The 14,661-nt window shown below is 28.9% G+C and carries 14 protein-coding genes; 3 read left to right on the forward strand and 11 right to left on the reverse strand.

Features of this window, described 5'->3' with window-relative positions; genetic code table 11:
• Positions 1-204 precede the first annotated feature (204 nt).
• Genes H560_RS0110995 through H560_RS0111015 form a run of 5 tightly spaced genes read right to left on the reverse strand, consistent with a single transcriptional unit; the run spans position 205 to position 3,972 of the window.
• Positions 205-918, reverse strand: coding sequence for a restriction endonuclease (locus tag H560_RS0110995; protein WP_027380090.1), 714 nt, complete (start codon positions 916-918; stop codon positions 205-207).
• A gap of 49 nt (positions 919-967) precedes the next feature.
• Positions 968-1,996 (reverse strand): CBASS cGAMP-activated phospholipase, encoded by a 1,029-nt coding sequence (locus tag H560_RS0111000; protein WP_027380091.1) that lies wholly within the window; start codon positions 1,994-1,996, stop codon positions 968-970.
• On the reverse strand, positions 1,986-2,435 hold the full coding sequence (locus tag H560_RS0111005) for a hypothetical protein (RefSeq protein WP_027380092.1): 450 nt from the start codon (positions 2,433-2,435) through the stop codon (positions 1,986-1,988). The genes H560_RS0111000 and H560_RS0111005 overlap by 11 nt, the downstream gene beginning before the upstream one ends.
• Before the next feature lie 16 nt (positions 2,436-2,451).
• Entirely contained in the window at positions 2,452-3,726 is a 1,275-nt protein-coding gene (locus H560_RS0111010; RefSeq protein WP_027380093.1) for a nucleotidyltransferase domain-containing protein, read from the reverse strand.
• A 15-nt stretch (positions 3,727-3,741) separates the two neighbouring features.
• Positions 3,742-3,972 carry a DUF2188 domain-containing protein gene (locus H560_RS0111015; protein WP_027380094.1) on the reverse strand — a complete coding sequence of 77 codons (231 nt, stop codon included), beginning with the start codon at positions 3,970-3,972 and terminating at the stop codon, positions 3,742-3,744.
• Between the two features lie 432 nt (positions 3,973-4,404).
• On the opposite strand from H560_RS0111015, the gene H560_RS0111020 reads away from it, so the two are divergent.
• Complete coding sequence (locus H560_RS0111020; RefSeq protein ID WP_155844992.1) at positions 4,405-5,067, forward strand: hypothetical protein; 663 nt, start codon at positions 4,405-4,407, stop codon at positions 5,065-5,067.
• Positions 5,068-5,089: 22 nt separating this feature from the next.
• The gene (locus H560_RS0111025) at positions 5,090-5,659 is read left to right on the forward strand and encodes a hypothetical protein (RefSeq protein WP_027380096.1); all 570 of its coding nucleotides are present in this window, start codon (positions 5,090-5,092) and stop codon (positions 5,657-5,659) included.
• 343 nt (positions 5,660-6,002) lie between these two features.
• Here the strand turns inward: H560_RS0111025 and H560_RS0111030 are convergent, their stop codons facing one another.
• The 3 genes from H560_RS0111030 to H560_RS0111040 all read right to left on the reverse strand — a co-directional run bounded on the left by H560_RS0111030 (position 6,003) and on the right by H560_RS0111040 (position 9,193).
• A complete protein-coding gene (locus H560_RS0111030) occupies positions 6,003-7,088 on the reverse strand; it encodes a hypothetical protein (protein WP_027380097.1) in 1,086 nt (361 codons plus the stop codon).
• A 3-nt stretch (positions 7,089-7,091) separates the two neighbouring features.
• Positions 7,092-7,349 (reverse strand): helix-turn-helix domain-containing protein, encoded by a 258-nt coding sequence (locus tag H560_RS0111035; protein ID WP_027380098.1) that lies wholly within the window; start codon positions 7,347-7,349, stop codon positions 7,092-7,094.
• Between the two features lie 260 nt (positions 7,350-7,609).
• Positions 7,610-9,193: a reverse transcriptase domain-containing protein gene (locus tag H560_RS0111040; RefSeq protein ID WP_228372461.1), complete on the reverse strand. Its 1,584-nt coding sequence runs from the start codon at positions 9,191-9,193 to the stop codon at positions 7,610-7,612.
• A gap of 389 nt (positions 9,194-9,582) precedes the next feature.
• Here H560_RS0111040 and H560_RS0111045 point away from each other — a divergent pair, with 389 nt between their 5' ends.
• A complete protein-coding gene (locus tag H560_RS0111045) occupies positions 9,583-10,761 on the forward strand; it encodes a hypothetical protein (protein ID WP_027380100.1) in 1,179 nt (392 codons plus the stop codon).
• Positions 10,762-11,029: 268 nt separating this feature from the next.
• Here the strand turns inward: H560_RS0111045 and H560_RS23355 are convergent, their stop codons facing one another.
• The 3 genes from H560_RS23355 to H560_RS0111060 all read right to left on the reverse strand — a co-directional run bounded on the left by H560_RS23355 (position 11,030) and on the right by H560_RS0111060 (position 14,388).
• The gene (locus H560_RS23355; RefSeq protein WP_228372462.1) at positions 11,030-12,022 is read right to left on the reverse strand and encodes a hypothetical protein; all 993 of its coding nucleotides are present in this window, start codon (positions 12,020-12,022) and stop codon (positions 11,030-11,032) included.
• Between the two features lie 3 nt (positions 12,023-12,025).
• Positions 12,026-12,754: a hypothetical protein gene (locus H560_RS23190; protein ID WP_185095855.1), complete on the reverse strand. Its 729-nt coding sequence runs from the start codon at positions 12,752-12,754 to the stop codon at positions 12,026-12,028.
• Positions 12,755-13,230: 476 nt separating this feature from the next.
• The gene (locus H560_RS0111060; protein ID WP_027380101.1) at positions 13,231-14,388 is read right to left on the reverse strand and encodes a site-specific integrase; all 1,158 of its coding nucleotides are present in this window, start codon (positions 14,386-14,388) and stop codon (positions 13,231-13,233) included.
• Between the last annotated feature and the right edge of the window lie 273 nt (positions 14,389-14,661).

The following is a 14,661-nucleotide window of genomic DNA, read 5'->3' on the forward strand; positions in this document are numbered from 1 at the left end:
TTGAATGTTTTGAAAACAAAGGTAAAGAATAAAGTTTTAGTGTTTCACCTGAACCGGATTATAAAATAAAAAGACACCTGCCTTGCAAGTGTCTTTTTGTAGTGGTCCCACCTGGGCTCGAATATTTTTTATTTTTCCCTTTATTTATGGGCTTTTATAGCAATTGTTTTTACAAAGGGGAAAGTATAGGGGAAATTTATTCCCTTAAGTTTGTAAAAAAGACTTAAGTTTTTTCACGACATTAGTATTAGAGGTATAGATCCAATTAAAAAAATCTTCATAACATCTTACCTCGATTGGAAGTTTTTTTGCATAGCTATTAATTCGATCATCAATTTCTTTTTTTGATATTTCATGCTGATCTAGATCTACATAATGTTCTTTAAACGTAAGAAAAAAATAATCTTCAAGCTCTAAACTTTTTCTAATTTCGTCAAACTCTTTTTGTTGATAATCAGAAAGTGAAATATCTATTATTGCATTTTTCAAGGAAAAGATTTCTCTTCCTATTTTATAATTCCGTTCAATCACCGATTGAAACCAATCTTTAAGGAATGTTTCTTGAAATTCTTCAAAAGACAAAAGACTAAGATTTGAATTGAAAGCAGCAGAATAGCAACCTTTTTGAAATCCTGATTTAGATATAATAATACCGTACGAAGCTCCAGAATCATTAATAACAGTTCTAAATGAATGAACAATTGTTTGTGTGACTCTTCCTTCCCAATATTTGCATTCACACAAAACTACAGTTTTAAAACCACCTTCTTTTTCTGCAAAAACATCAACCTCAACATCTCCACGAACGGTTTTTATTAATTTCTCCACCGAAGAACTATAGCCACATTCAATTAATATTTCAGAAATAATATTTTGTAAATCTCTCCAATTTTTAGGCTCTTCATACCTTATCTTCATTTTATTATAATTTAAATAATTCCCACTTTCTTAGCTTTCTAATAAATATCTAGTAAAAATGATTTTCCATTATTTGTCTACCTTTTTCGAAAAATTCAGCAGAAGCTAATTCAGCAAAGTTTTTTATTCTATCTGAATTACTTTCGTCCATCTCAATTAAATCATCCTCACATAATACAACATTTACTCTATCATACACAAAGTTTGGATCATCTATTTCAGTTTTATCAACGCCATGATGTAATAAACTAATATAATTTTCAACAAGTTGCGATTGGCTTTGCATAAATAATTCTATTAATCTTTTTCGACCGTTTTTTTTCATCCAATAAAACAATCCCCATTTTTTTCTTTTCGAATCACCTTCTGTAAATTTTTTATACCCAGTACCTAAAGAAAGAATTTCCAAATCCTTCAAATTCTTACCAAAGGATTTAGTAGCTTCTAAAAGACCAATTATTGTTGGGTTATTTGCCATTACACCTCCGTCAACTTTATTTTTAAAAGGTCTTTCCATTCCTTCTAAATCAATATAATCAGAAGAATACGGGTCAAAGTATGTTGGTGCAGCAGAAGTTGCCATTGCGACTTTATATGCCGGTATATGTAAATCTCTTTTAAAATTTGGATGATACGGTGATTTTATTACACTAGGGTTGCCTTTAATTAAATCATAAATTGGAATTGCAACATGAGTTAGACAGTCTTTTATTCTTGGATCTTCTTGATTAAAGTACTCTTTAAATTTACTTCTGACGAGATTTTCTAAAAAATCCCTTTCGTGAGCGGATTTAATTATTTGCCCGAAGAAAAATCGTCTTTTATTTCCAAAAATATTTCGTGCATTCTGAAGATATAAATCATATATCTCCTTTGCCGGAACGCCAAGGGATAACGCTAGTGCAATTATCCCTCCAGTAGAAGTGCCAGTAATCAGATTGAAATGGTCTTTTATTTTAGCTTTACCATCTACTCTTTTACCTAACTCTTGTTCGATTAAGGCTAAATAAAAGGCAGGAAAAACACCTTTAATCCCGCCCCCATCTATTGAAAGAATTTTAAATTTTTCATCTTTCATCTTTTATAATTTTATCTAATTTTTCGTTGAGATATTCATCATGACCACCACCATACCAAATCCCGTCAATTAACCACAATTCATAATAATATAACCATTCAGAAGCCCATGGAATAATTGTATTTACAATATATTGAGTTGGTTTCCATTCTTTTTTTGAAGGAGAATAAAGACAGAGTTGTTGTTTTTTAGGACTATACACATGAGGTAATTTTTTTCTGTTTTTTGCAATTTGCAATACTTTACCCACAACATATACTTTCACAGACTTATTAGATATATAAACTATCTTAATTTGATAGGTTTCACATAAGACTGAAGGCTGTAGTTCGATTTCTAATTCAAAACTATCTCTCTTATGACTTAATACTTTAGCATTAGGGAATGCCTCTATAATAGCAGATAATTGCATATTAGCAGGCATTCCAATTAATTGCATTTTCTCTCTAAAATATTTACTCCCCAAAATCCCCCTCAAAATTATGTTTCTGTACTTTTCTTCCTACTTCTCCAAGCATCCCTGTCACTCCTGCCATTTTTAATTGCCCTTGCTGTCTCAGATCCACTTTTTTCCTACCATTGTTAACAAAAACTTTATTTGTAACTTCTTTTCCATACATTTTGGAAAGTGATTCATTTAAATACTGCAATCCTTTGCCTTTACTGTTATTTATTTTCTCTAAATCTTCCTCAAGTTTATCAAGCCATAGATAAAAATATTCTTCTTTTTGCCTTACATCAGTCCATTTATCTGCAAAATTCTCAACTCTATTTATAGGATTCGCAACCCATTTTTCATATTGCCCCGTTACTGGATTAAATCTATTTTCAATAAAATTTCGCATTCTCGTTACTATCCCCGAATAAGCATCTATCAAATTTTCACTTTTGTCATAAGCTAAAGTAGCCAAAGTTGTAATTATAACGGAAATTGGTCTATTTTCACATTCATACTCATCAGAAGAAAACATTATATCTCGATGTCTCTTTAATAGCTGAACGACTCTTTGTAAAGGTAATTTTTCTTTTTCATATTCTCTAACCGGATCGATAGACTCATTTAAAGAAAACATCTTTCTTTTACTAATCAATGCTTTCTGTAAAAACCATTGAGCATAACCAAAAGGATTACTTTTATGCCAATTTTCAATATTATTATCTGTGCTATAATTCTCCTTCTCAGTATCAGTAATTCTAATTGCTAAGGCTTGTAGATCATGCTCACTTAACTCCGAATTTATACTAAAAGTTTTCTCCATCAAATAAGTCAGACTTTCAGATGAAAAAGATGGCAGAATGTCCATATGGTAACCAGATACATCAGCATACTTTAAAGTCCAACATCTTCTACCTCCTTCATCATAATTTTCTCCATCTTTATGTTCCCACAACATTCTATCATAAGTAGAATTAGATTTTAACCTCTCACCTACTTTAATTTTTAAATCTCTTTGAGTCCAAGCAATCGGCTTCTTTTCTAGTTTACAAACCAGATCAATATCAATATCATCTGCCGGATTTATAGGTTTAACTATAGTTCCTAACATAAATGATCCTTGAGGTAATATTTTGGGATTATAGGGTGTTAAAGAAGAATCATCTTTTGATAGCCAATTTCCAACCGCTTGATAGCTTTCAACAATACCCTCATGCTCTTTTTGGGTAATATCTAGTTCCTTACCTAATTCTTCTAAGTATTCACTAATTTCTGTCTTGTAAAGTTGCTCCATATTTCCTATTCTTAATTATCCTTCGCTTTCTTTCGGATCATTCACTTTAGGATATGTCCTTTCTTCTTGAAACCCACCATCGTTTTTATGAATCTTTAAAGAACCTCCTCCTTGTTTTTGGATAAATTCTTTCGACTCTTTAATAGCATCCTGTTTATTGGAATCTATTACTTTCGATGCTCTTTCTGCATTTTCTTTTTTAAGTTTGTACACACCATCTTCATGGACTAAATGAAAATTTTTCATCTTTTTAATATTTTTTAATTAGTGACAATTGGTGCCACATTTCCAAGAAAGGAAAATAAATTTGTAAGAGTCAAAAAAATATAATACCTTTGCACTCTAAAATAAAGTATGGCTTTCCTTTTCTTTTAAACCATACTAAGCCCCAACTTCTTTCAATCCTAGTTTGGGCATTTTTCTATATCTCAATTACAATACCATTAAAAAATATGTGACAGATTGACATATATTTAATATAAGCAAAGAAATCTTGACAATATTACATTCCTAATTCTGACTATTTTTCACTTGATTAATATTTCAGCAATTTTTATATTTCAAATAAAATTTAGATATATTTGAACGGATCATATTTATAAGTAATTCCAACTAAAAAAAAGACTTATAATTTGCAAATGTTATTTCTAGATCCTTATAAAACATCAATTACTACTAATGAATAAACACTCACATAATATTATTTTGTTATTAAAATTTGGGCAGGAAAAATATATGAAAGATCTATTTTACAATGGTGATCTTTTTTTCAACTCTATTCAATTTTTCAGGAAATTTGAAGACAATGAATTAAGAGGAGATAAATATGAAGGAATAAACTCTATAAAAAATTTACCAGCAGGTACAATTGAAATCCCAAAATTAAACTACAAAGGAAATTATATTTCAATGCACCTGAGAGAATCCCATGAACATGTTTTAGGAAACATTTATAGTTTGTATTGTATTTCTTCTCATGGTTGGAAAAACCCTAATGAAGTTAAAATTGATCGAAGAAATAAAAATTTTGGATCTCACTGCGTAATGATTAAAGATCTCCCCAAATTCATGAGTTTGATTGAAGCAAAATTAGGTGAAATGCAATTAGATTTCGAACATGGATTAATTGATTATTATGATAGAGAAAAAGTAAATAAGAAAATTACATTATTTGAAAAACCATTAGAATTTGAGTATCAAAAAGAATTTAGATTTTATATTCATCGTGAATCTGAAGATCCTATAAAAATATCGATTGGAAGTTTGGAAGAAATTGCGGAATTACATACAACTGAAGATATAGTTGAAACATTGAAACTTCACAATAAAAGTCCATTATAGAGAACATAAAAAAAATTATTAAATGGTAAAATTAGTAACAGAGGAAAACTATAAAAAAATCATAAAAAATCCTGAAAAATACGGCATTGAAATGTCTTTTTCCCAAGAAGAAAAAGCATACTCGTTAGATAGAGAAACTATTTCTGAAATGTTCCATGGTGCATATGCTAATTTTGCAAAATTAAAAGTTGATGAAAAATATTTTATTGATATTAAATCAGTCTTCAAAATAATCTGCGAATTGGAGAAAGTTTCTCTAATTGACAAGCACAATTCAATTTCAATTGAAAATATTAGAACATTTTACATTAAGGATTATTACCTCATCACTAGAGATAAATTCAATGGAAATATCAAGCATAAAATATCAGATTTTTTGGTAAGTTGCGGACATATAAATAAGGGTAGGCTGGAAAATAGAGGTCTGTACTCTACACAAAATTCTTACAAATCCTATCAATACTATAATGGTATAAAAACCCCGAAAGATCTATTTCATCCAATAAAATTAGGAATTAATGACACTTTCCTTTCTAATCAATTTGCTATCGACAACTTTGAATTACAATCAAACATTATCATTCAGGATTAATTAAATTACGAATAAATGAAAAATGTCATAATCAGAAAACTAATTATGACATATTTTATTTAATGGTCGAAAATTCTCTTTTAAATACCATAATAGGAAAATATATTACTAAAAAAAGAACATCGAAATTTGCCTTATTAATTAACGTCCTCATGGCTATTAATTTGACTACAGCTTGAAAAGTAAACCACTTAATGAGCTATTGCAAATTCCCTATCTTATTTTTTTAATGATAGCCCAATATTATTTTACTTGATTAACAAGAAACTTTCTTGCTTCCTTATACCCTTTTACCTATATATTATATTTTATACCTAATTTAAGTATTATATTACTCTTTATACTAAGAGCTTCTGAGTAATGACTCAATTTTCTCGTCTAATTTAGCTCGAAATTCTTCCTTGAAACCATGTCTGAATTTGCGCTCATAATCATTATAAAAGTCTCTGTATTCTTTTTTAAATTTTGATTGCTTTTCCTTCTTCATCTGAGGCAACAATTCCTCGAAAAAAACATCTGGTGTAATACTTTTAATTCCTTGAAATTTCAATAGATTATCCATCGGCTTTTTTTCTTCGCCTTTAATCAGATCCATAACTTCTGGAGATACGACATCAATAAATTTTACCTTTTCATATAAGTGTGCTATCGAATACAAAAGATGATTCCAATTATCTTTTATTTTAAATAGATTGTTAATCTTATCATCAAAATTTTTATTGTAAAATCCACTTACTTTATCAACTTTTAACTCAAATCTTAAGAAATAATTTTTCTTAGTTACCTTATCTTTTAATTTTTTCTTGTTTTTGGATTTAACGAACAATTCATTGTTATTTTCCATTTTTACTATTTTATCATAGAACGAAACTGAAAAATTACTTCCAATAAAACTTAGTCCATTTTCACTATATATATTTTTTTCGGTCAGTCCCTCAAAGCTTTGAAAACAACTTAATATACCTTTCATTTTTACGGGTAAGCGAAGAGTTACACCTAGTTCAATTTGGGTAATTCTAGCTTTCCATAATAATTTATTATCTATTTGAAATTCTTTGCCATATCTATTAATTATTCTCTCAAACGATTTAGAAGCTAAATCGCCCAATACTCCAATTCCATACCAATCCTTTCTGATATTTCTGTGAATAATTAATTTATTTTTAACATTATAGTCAACATTTGGTAATCTCTTCGAGATTTTATATTGAACATACTGAATATATAAATATTTGCTATACTTACTGGGCACAACTCCCATATCATCATTAGATTCATCCTCATTAATATCATCATCTTGAATATAATTATTACGAAAAGTATAAACAATATCACCGTTTTTATTTGGTTTATTTTTAAAGAATTTCTTTCTAAGAATTTCCTCGCTTAATCCTGCATTATCTACAACAAATTTTATTCTATCAACCATTTTTTATTTATTTAAGAATTTTTCAACATCGACTTTTTTTACATAAATTTTCGCATTAGGTTTTTTCTGAATGGTCTTTAGTCCCATATCTTTGTATCGGTAAAAAGTTTTGTGACTAAACCCAAAATGCTCACAGGCTTCTTTCACTGTCAATAATTCCTTAAAATTACATTTTTCATTGATAAGATTTCTGAGCTGCTTAATTTCTTTCTTTAATTTTCGGTTTTGTTTGAATACATACAATGCTAATTTTTTATCCATTGCTTTAATTTTATTTGTTAAACAATTTTTATTTTAATTAACTGTAGTAACATTAAATGCATGGATTATTTTATAGAGTCATTTGATACCAAAAACAGAAAGTATTGATTTTCAGCAATAAAAATTCTATACTAAAAAAAGCGACCAAATGATCGCTTTGTCATATTATACCTAAATTAGGTTTACTGATTTTGTAAGCTCAGTAAATTGAGAAACGTTATAAAAGATCAGAATTTACATCAAACTTTTTTTGAATATCTTCAACTGTTTAAATGTTTCTTTATTGCAGAATTAAGAATATGATCCTTCTTTCTCAGTTGCCTAACAAAAATATCATCCCCAAAGATTTTCTTACATCTATTTATATAACTGATATAATTTGATTTATTTTGATAATTGGAAGGCTTTACAATTGCAGAAAATTCCCCCTTATTATTTTCAACAAGAAATACTTTATTCCTGAAAGATTGTTTTAATTCATTACTTTCTCTATCTAAATCCCGTAATGGTTTCTTATACAATTTTTTCACCTGATTTTTAAAAATCGCAGTTTTGACATAAGGGTTTTTATTATTTTTTGCTCGTCCCGCTCTTCTTTTCACAATTGAAATTAATCTGCGATAAAATTTAGCCAGATTTGTTGATTTTATACAAACACTATATCCTCTAAATTCAAATCCTAAATAAATTAAAGGACTACCTATTTTTTCCTGGAAACCCATAATTTTTATAGATGTTAACCTTTTATCACCTGCACCATTATAGATTTCTTGTCTAAAAATAAATTGCTCCGTTTTAGAAGTACTTATTTCAAGATTACTTTCAAGAATCAATTTTTCAACAAATATTTTTATATTTTCAACATCATTACTGTTACAAACAACAATTATATCATCTGAATATCTTCTATAGAAACCTTTACGTTCTTTCACTATATAATCAACAATTCTTTTATCAAAATCTAAGAGATATAGATTGGCCAAGACAGCGCTTATTGGAAGCCCCTGTGGAATTCCAACCTGCACTTTAGTATCTCCTCTTGATTGAAAGAAAGGATTTTTATATATTCTTAATTTTCCTGTTTTTACAGCATTCCTAAAGTCAATATTAGATTCAAAAAAACATTTAAACCCTTTTTCTCTTCTTATTTTTGCCAGTTTTTTTTCATCAAATCCTGAACGTTTGCCCTTCTTTTTTGTATTGATTCTTAAATCATCTTTTAAAATATAACGAAAATCTGTACAAGATTTAAAAACATTCTTGTGGTCATTGGGAAGCTCTTTTTCGCCTATTAATGCCGCCCATTTTTTTTCCAAAAGTTCATGATCTAAACTAGAAAAAAAACCTTTGATATCAAATGTTAACACACTTACTTCGGAATTCTCTAAACTTCTTTCTTTTATCTGGTCAAAAACTTCTTTTGCGAAATGAATTGTACTTTTACCTTTTCCGGTATCTTCTAAAGGGATTTTTCGGTAAGCATTAACAGATTCATTTAAAGAAGAATCCTTAATCAGTTCTTTTTCATACAATTCATTTAGTTTTGAAGCATAATATCCATAAATCAAAGCATCAAAATGACTTGCGTAATGAAGTGGTCTTTTTTTAGCCGTTTTTTCAAAACTTCCATCTTGTTTTTTTAGATTATGGCATCTATCAGATTTATTGTCATATTTATTTTTGTCTACTTTTTTATATTTTCTCTCTTTAATAATTGAGTGCATTAAAGGATAAAAAGCATACTTAGCAATAAACTTAGGATTTTCAATTTTTGATTTGTAAATTCTCCAATTACTGGAAATCTGCAAACTTTTGGATATATGTAAATATCCTTTACTTTGCATCCAAATAGGCTTTTCTTGTTCAATTCTCATAAAAACACTCGTAGAAAGCTCTAGCAATAATGATTATTAGATTTACATACCTCACGGAAAGCGGACCAGTACCCATTAATTGAGTCATTGTAATGTTCGTAAAGATATATTGCAACTAATTGATGTTGCCCCTGTTATAAACCTAATAATATCAGAATTTATGTGTTTGGAGATTACAATTAAATTACTTATCTTAGTGCTTGAGTGCATTATATTCCTTCTAACGGGAATACTGCATTGCAAACCTTTTTCCTGCCAAAGGCAGTAAGACCGAAGTCCTATAGTCCTGACTAATTGTAAAAAATCAACTTTCTACGAGCAAATCAAATATAGGAAAATTAAAACTATTAACTATAATTATGAACTCATACCAAATTGGCAATTTAGTATCATTAAAAAACCACCCTTTTATTTTAAGTTTAAATACTAAAATTGGAGCTAATGCACTGATGACACCGCCTATAATGGTAGTCACCGAAATTCTAAATCAAAAGAAGTACAATTCTGATTCTGAAGAAAAAGAGAATTTACCCGGTCAAGTCTTATGCACATTTTATAATACAAAAAATTCTTGTTATGAAAAACATTGGTTCAAAACTAATGAAATAATTGAGATTAAAAGGGTTGAAGGATCTGATGTAAAAAAAGATAATTCCACAGAAAACTACACATCATTAAAGACTAATTTCAAAGATAATCTTGTAGTTTTACTTTCTGCTGATGCAGAATTAGGAAAAAAGAAAATAAGTTGGTCAATAGACAAAGATGATGAAAAGTTTAGAACAGAATCGTATTTAGACTTTCTGCCACCGGTAATGACTGTGATAGATGTCATTGAAAACGATAAGTTTTTAAAGGATCGGAGAAATTCAGACGATGGAGAAATTAAAAAAGACTCAAGCAAATATTTATTAAAGTGTAAATGGTTTAACCCTATTAAACAAACCTTTTCAGAAGAACTTATTCCATATAAAATTGTTGAAAAAGTTTCGATAGATTTCGATAAAATTGAAATTGTAAAAGCAGGCATAAAGGAGGAAAATTTATTTAAAATCCCGAGGGAAATCCAAATGGAACCAGATAAGAAAGATATGTTTAGTTTTTCTTTAGTAGAAATTAAAGATATCATCATGCTAAATCATCGTGTAAAAATTCTATATAGAGATTTATTCTCAAATAAAAACGAATCGTCTTTTTTAGAAAAAGTAGATATAGAAAAAATAAATTTAAAATTTGAAGACTTAATTGAGGAAAAATACCCTGACTATTCTTCCCGTTCTTATAACAATATTAATAAGTTAAAATGGGAAGGAAATAAATTTTACAAGATTAACTATACTGATAAAAAAGGTCGATTCACTACTAGAATTATAACAAATTGTGAAAAGACTGAATTTGAAACAGAAGATGGCGAAAAGGAAGTATTTATTATAGCAAACTGCTTTTTAAGAAATGGACATATTAGACATTTTAAGCTTAAAAATGTAGGGGAAAGATTAACTCTCAAAAATGATTTTGAAAATTTAATTAAAAAATAATAATGACACTAGGACATTTTTAAAACTTCTCTCTTGTATTACTCAATCTCATATAAATTTAAAAGCCCGCTTTTCTTTTAGAATCGGGGCTTTTTCCTTTAGATTTTCATAGAAACTCTTCAGGGAACACTTACTTGCTTCTTATTATATTCTGACTTATATTTTCACTTCTATCTTACTTGTTATTTCAGTAAAACATATCATGCTTTTACTTGCCTTCTTCTTGTTTTATTTTCCCCTTAATCTTGGTATATATTCATTTAGAGCATTAAAATGTAATCCTATAGGTTCCCATAGAGGTTACATTGGCTTTTTCAGCCTTTACATATTTCTTAATCCAACCGATTGAGGTTGATGTTATACATGAATCCAAAACCCCTCCCGATCTTCTGGCAGAAACTACATCCCCTGCTTTATCTATAGTATAGGCAATCATAATAGAACCTCTTGCAGTACAACTATGAGAAGGTTGTATTCCTCCTCTTCCCATCGTTCCAGGAATATAACCTATCAATTTTCGCTCAACACCTATTTTACTTTCAGCATTCTCATTTCCTTGGGTTCTTCCTTTTATAAGATACCCAATGGCGTGGTTTTCTTTTTCGTACTCAATATTTTTTTTAGTTTCGGGAGTTTCATTTTTATCAGTCTGATAGTATTTAATTTTTTCCGCCTTCATGAAGCCTTCAACATCACGAAAAGTTATCTTATCTAAATCATTAGTGATACTGTGAATATACCTCTTACTATTTTTACATTTTTTGGAAGTAAAATCAATAACATTTCCTTTATCATCTTTGTATATTTCCTTTTTTTCCAGTTTCTCCGCTTTTACATTGATATAGGAAACGTAATATTTCACTTGGTTAGTACACGTTGTATCTAACAAAAAGAAATCAAGACTTTTCTCAGCTCCAACCAAGATTCCTTCTTCATTGAAGTAATAATCATAAGAAGTTTTGCTATCTCCAATATGCCCCCATAAATCATCGGATTTACTGATATAGACAATTTTATTATTTTTTCTGAGAATTTTATAGAACATTTCCCATTGAAGCTCAAATTCTTCAACTGGGTTTTCCGTCATACTTTGTTTTAATCTACCATCTGTAAGCTTGACATATTCAATAATTTTAGATGGCTCGTTTCTCAAAGTCGTTTTTACAAAACTTTTAGTTTGTTTTAATTCTTTCTCATATAAACCCTGAGAATTAAAAAACGAAAAAGTACAGAGAGTAAAAATTATATAAAGATTTTTCATTGTTTAATTAATTTTAATCGAATCTTCTTGCAAATCTGAAACAACAGTTGCAGGTTTTTCTTCATAGTTATCTTCAACCTTATTTTTAGTTTTGGATAAACGCTCATAGTAGTTAGTATTTTTACCAGGTATATAATTTCCTTTTGCATTATCCAGCTTCTTGAAATCAAAAGTTGTATTTTCTCCCACTCTTTGACTTTGTGAGTTTGATTTTTCCATAACACTTTCGTATTCAAAAATCACTCTTGTAAATCCTAAAAATCCGTATGCTGTAATTAAATCTTTATCTGAATCTTCATTATGGTATTTCAGTTTTCTTACCAATACAAGATCTTCCTCATAAATTCCTACATTTGAATAACCTTTTCTTGAAAGAGTATTAACTATATAATTTTGAGAATATTCTTCTGGAGACTTTTCACCCAAAAAGAAATCTTTCATTTTTTTGAAAATTTGAGGTTGTTGTAAAAGGATTTTATCTGCAATTTCATTTTGCATTGTAGCTCGATCAGGCTTTAATAAAAATGTTGAAACGCTAAACAAGATGATTATACCAACGATTATATAAAATGAATAACTTTCTCCTGATTGAGTTTTTTGAGTAATGTAAAGGTCGTTTAAAACCTTTTTATTGATATCTTTATCAGCTGATGTCCGAGCTTCATCAGGAAACATTATCGAAATATCTCGTAATATCTCTAAGGCAAGATCATTATTGTATTGTTCTACCATTTTAGGAATCCTGAAGAGGTCAATAATTGCCCAGATAAAAAAACCTCCCACAGTAAAAACATACAGTATCAGCCAACCCCATTTTTTAAGGTAGGCGTAATGCCATCCTAAAAGAAACCATAGCAGGTAAGATATTCCTACAGATTTTTTTCGTCTTTCAAATTCACTAATGAAGATTCGTTGTTGTTCTGAGTTCAGGTCTCGAAATTTTTTCTGAATCAGATAAGAAAAGTTTCCCATGATTATTAGTAACCATTCAGTTCCAAAACGGCAATTTAATACATAGAAAAAGCGTGGAACTTAAACCGTATTAGTAACCGAGGTACTGCCATACCCAACGCACATAATAGGAAAAGCCCACGCATGACGGGGCGATTCACTATTTAGTCTCAGTGCGTTAGAAAATTGGCAGTTTTCGGTAACGAGAATAAACAGCTTACGCTTTTATTTTAATTATATTTTTATCTTCTACGAAATTACGATTTTTTACCGTAACTAAAGTTTTTCATAGCATCTCTAAGTATGGAAAAGTTAGAATTAGTATATATTAAAGTGTTTGAAATATTTTTATGACCTAATAATTTACTAACTAAAGGTAAAGGAATATTGTACGAATTCACTAAGCTACTCCCAAACGTATGTCTGGCAAGATGAAAATGAACTCTTTTATTAATCTTAGCTAAATCAGCCAAATCCTTTAATTTATTATTAACAGTCTGATTAGTAATACTGGGGAAAATCTTCTCATCTTTCTTTTTACCGATTATATATTTACATAAGACCTTTTTAGCTTGTGCGCTAAAAGGAACTTTTAAAATATCATCCGTTTTCTTTTGAACGATCGAAATTACCGAATTATTTAGATCAACATTTTTAACTAATAATTGATCACAATCACTAAATCTCAATCCAGTATAACAAGAGAATAGAAACATATCTTTTGTTAATTTATACTTTTTAATTTGTTCTTCATCCAATTCTAGATTTCTTAAACGTACCACCTCTTCCTCATGTAAAAACTCATCATTAACTTTTGGCCCCTTAAACTTAAAGTTATTATACGGAGAAAAACTAATTTTCTCCATTAAGTAGATTTGATGAATAATAGATTTCAGACACTTGTGCATATTATAAACAGCACCTCCTTCTTTCAGATCCAATTTTTTCAAATATGTGTCAAAGCCTTTTACAAAATTATAGTCAATATCTGAAGTATAAATATTCGACTTATAACTTTTAAGTCTTTTTCTTAATAACGAATATTTATAAGATGTAGCTTCTTTAAGCCCTTTAGCTTCGACAATTTCATCATAAAGTTGATAGAAATCATTGTCACTTTTTCCTTTGAAATACCGATCAATTAAATCAAACGTAATAGATACTCCCCCAGCTTCTTTTAAGCTACAATGCCCTTCTAAGTCTGATTTTATTTTATTTAACTTAACATTTAAACTTTTAAATCCTTTACCAATAGCTTTGGAGTTTTTATCATCCCAAAACTTAGGATCAATAGATTCTTTTAAACCTATCTTCTTTGAACGAGAATTAATGATGATTTGTAAAATCAGCGGGTTTTCTCCTTTAGCATTTTGTTTATCAGTTCTTCTGACAATTTTGATTGAATAGTTATTCATAACGAAAATATTTGTTTGTTTATATTCTCAATAACTATAGTAGAGATTTTGAAGAGGAAAAAATCAGCTAATTTAAGTATAATATTTTAAATATAAAAATACAAATAACTGATAACCAATATTTTATATTATGTCATTAATTTCTCATTCTAAATTTACCTTAGGTCATATCGTACCAGAATTAGGTAACAAAGTTTTTCGAGAAAAACTGCTGTTTAATCTACGGGGGGAAACAAGAGGGGAAAGTTATTTCGGGAACGATGACTATTTTTG

Origin of the sequence: Chryseobacterium daeguense DSM 19388 (assembly GCF_000430825.1) — a bacterium.
Classification (GTDB): domain Bacteria; phylum Bacteroidota; class Bacteroidia; order Flavobacteriales; family Weeksellaceae; genus Chryseobacterium; species Chryseobacterium daeguense.

Bases quoted from the DNA above. Each gene is read 5' to 3' on its own strand.
- H560_RS0110995 (WP_027380090.1), bottom strand. From the start codon at position 918: ATGAAGATAAGGTATGAAGAGCCTAAAAATTGGAGAGATTTACAAAAT.
- H560_RS0111000 (WP_027380091.1), bottom strand. From the start codon at position 1,996: ATGAAAGATGAAAAATTTAAAATTCTTTCAATAGATGGGGGCGGGATT.
- H560_RS0111005 (WP_027380092.1), bottom strand. From the start codon at position 2,435: ATGCAATTAATTGGAATGCCTGCTAATATGCAATTATCTGCTATTATA.
- H560_RS0111010 (WP_027380093.1), bottom strand. From the start codon at position 3,726: ATGGAGCAACTTTACAAGACAGAAATTAGTGAATACTTAGAAGAATTA.
- H560_RS0111015 (WP_027380094.1), bottom strand. From the start codon at position 3,972: ATGAAAAATTTTCATTTAGTCCATGAAGATGGTGTGTACAAACTTAAA.
- H560_RS0111020 (WP_155844992.1), top strand. From the start codon at position 4,405: ATGAATAAACACTCACATAATATTATTTTGTTATTAAAATTTGGGCAG.
- H560_RS0111025 (WP_027380096.1), top strand. From the start codon at position 5,090: ATGGTAAAATTAGTAACAGAGGAAAACTATAAAAAAATCATAAAAAAT.
- H560_RS0111030 (WP_027380097.1), bottom strand. From the start codon at position 7,088: ATGGTTGATAGAATAAAATTTGTTGTAGATAATGCAGGATTAAGCGAG.
- H560_RS0111035 (WP_027380098.1), bottom strand. From the start codon at position 7,349: ATGGATAAAAAATTAGCATTGTATGTATTCAAACAAAACCGAAAATTA.
- H560_RS0111040 (WP_228372461.1), bottom strand. From the start codon at position 9,193: ATGCAAAGTAAAGGATATTTACATATATCCAAAAGTTTGCAGATTTCC.
- H560_RS0111045 (WP_027380100.1), top strand. From the start codon at position 9,583: ATGAACTCATACCAAATTGGCAATTTAGTATCATTAAAAAACCACCCT.
- H560_RS23355 (WP_228372462.1), bottom strand. From the start codon at position 12,022: ATGAAAAATCTTTATATAATTTTTACTCTCTGTACTTTTTCGTTTTTT.
- H560_RS23190 (WP_185095855.1), bottom strand. From the start codon at position 12,754: ATGGTAGAACAATACAATAATGATCTTGCCTTAGAGATATTACGAGAT.
- H560_RS0111060 (WP_027380101.1), bottom strand. From the start codon at position 14,388: ATGAATAACTATTCAATCAAAATTGTCAGAAGAACTGATAAACAAAAT.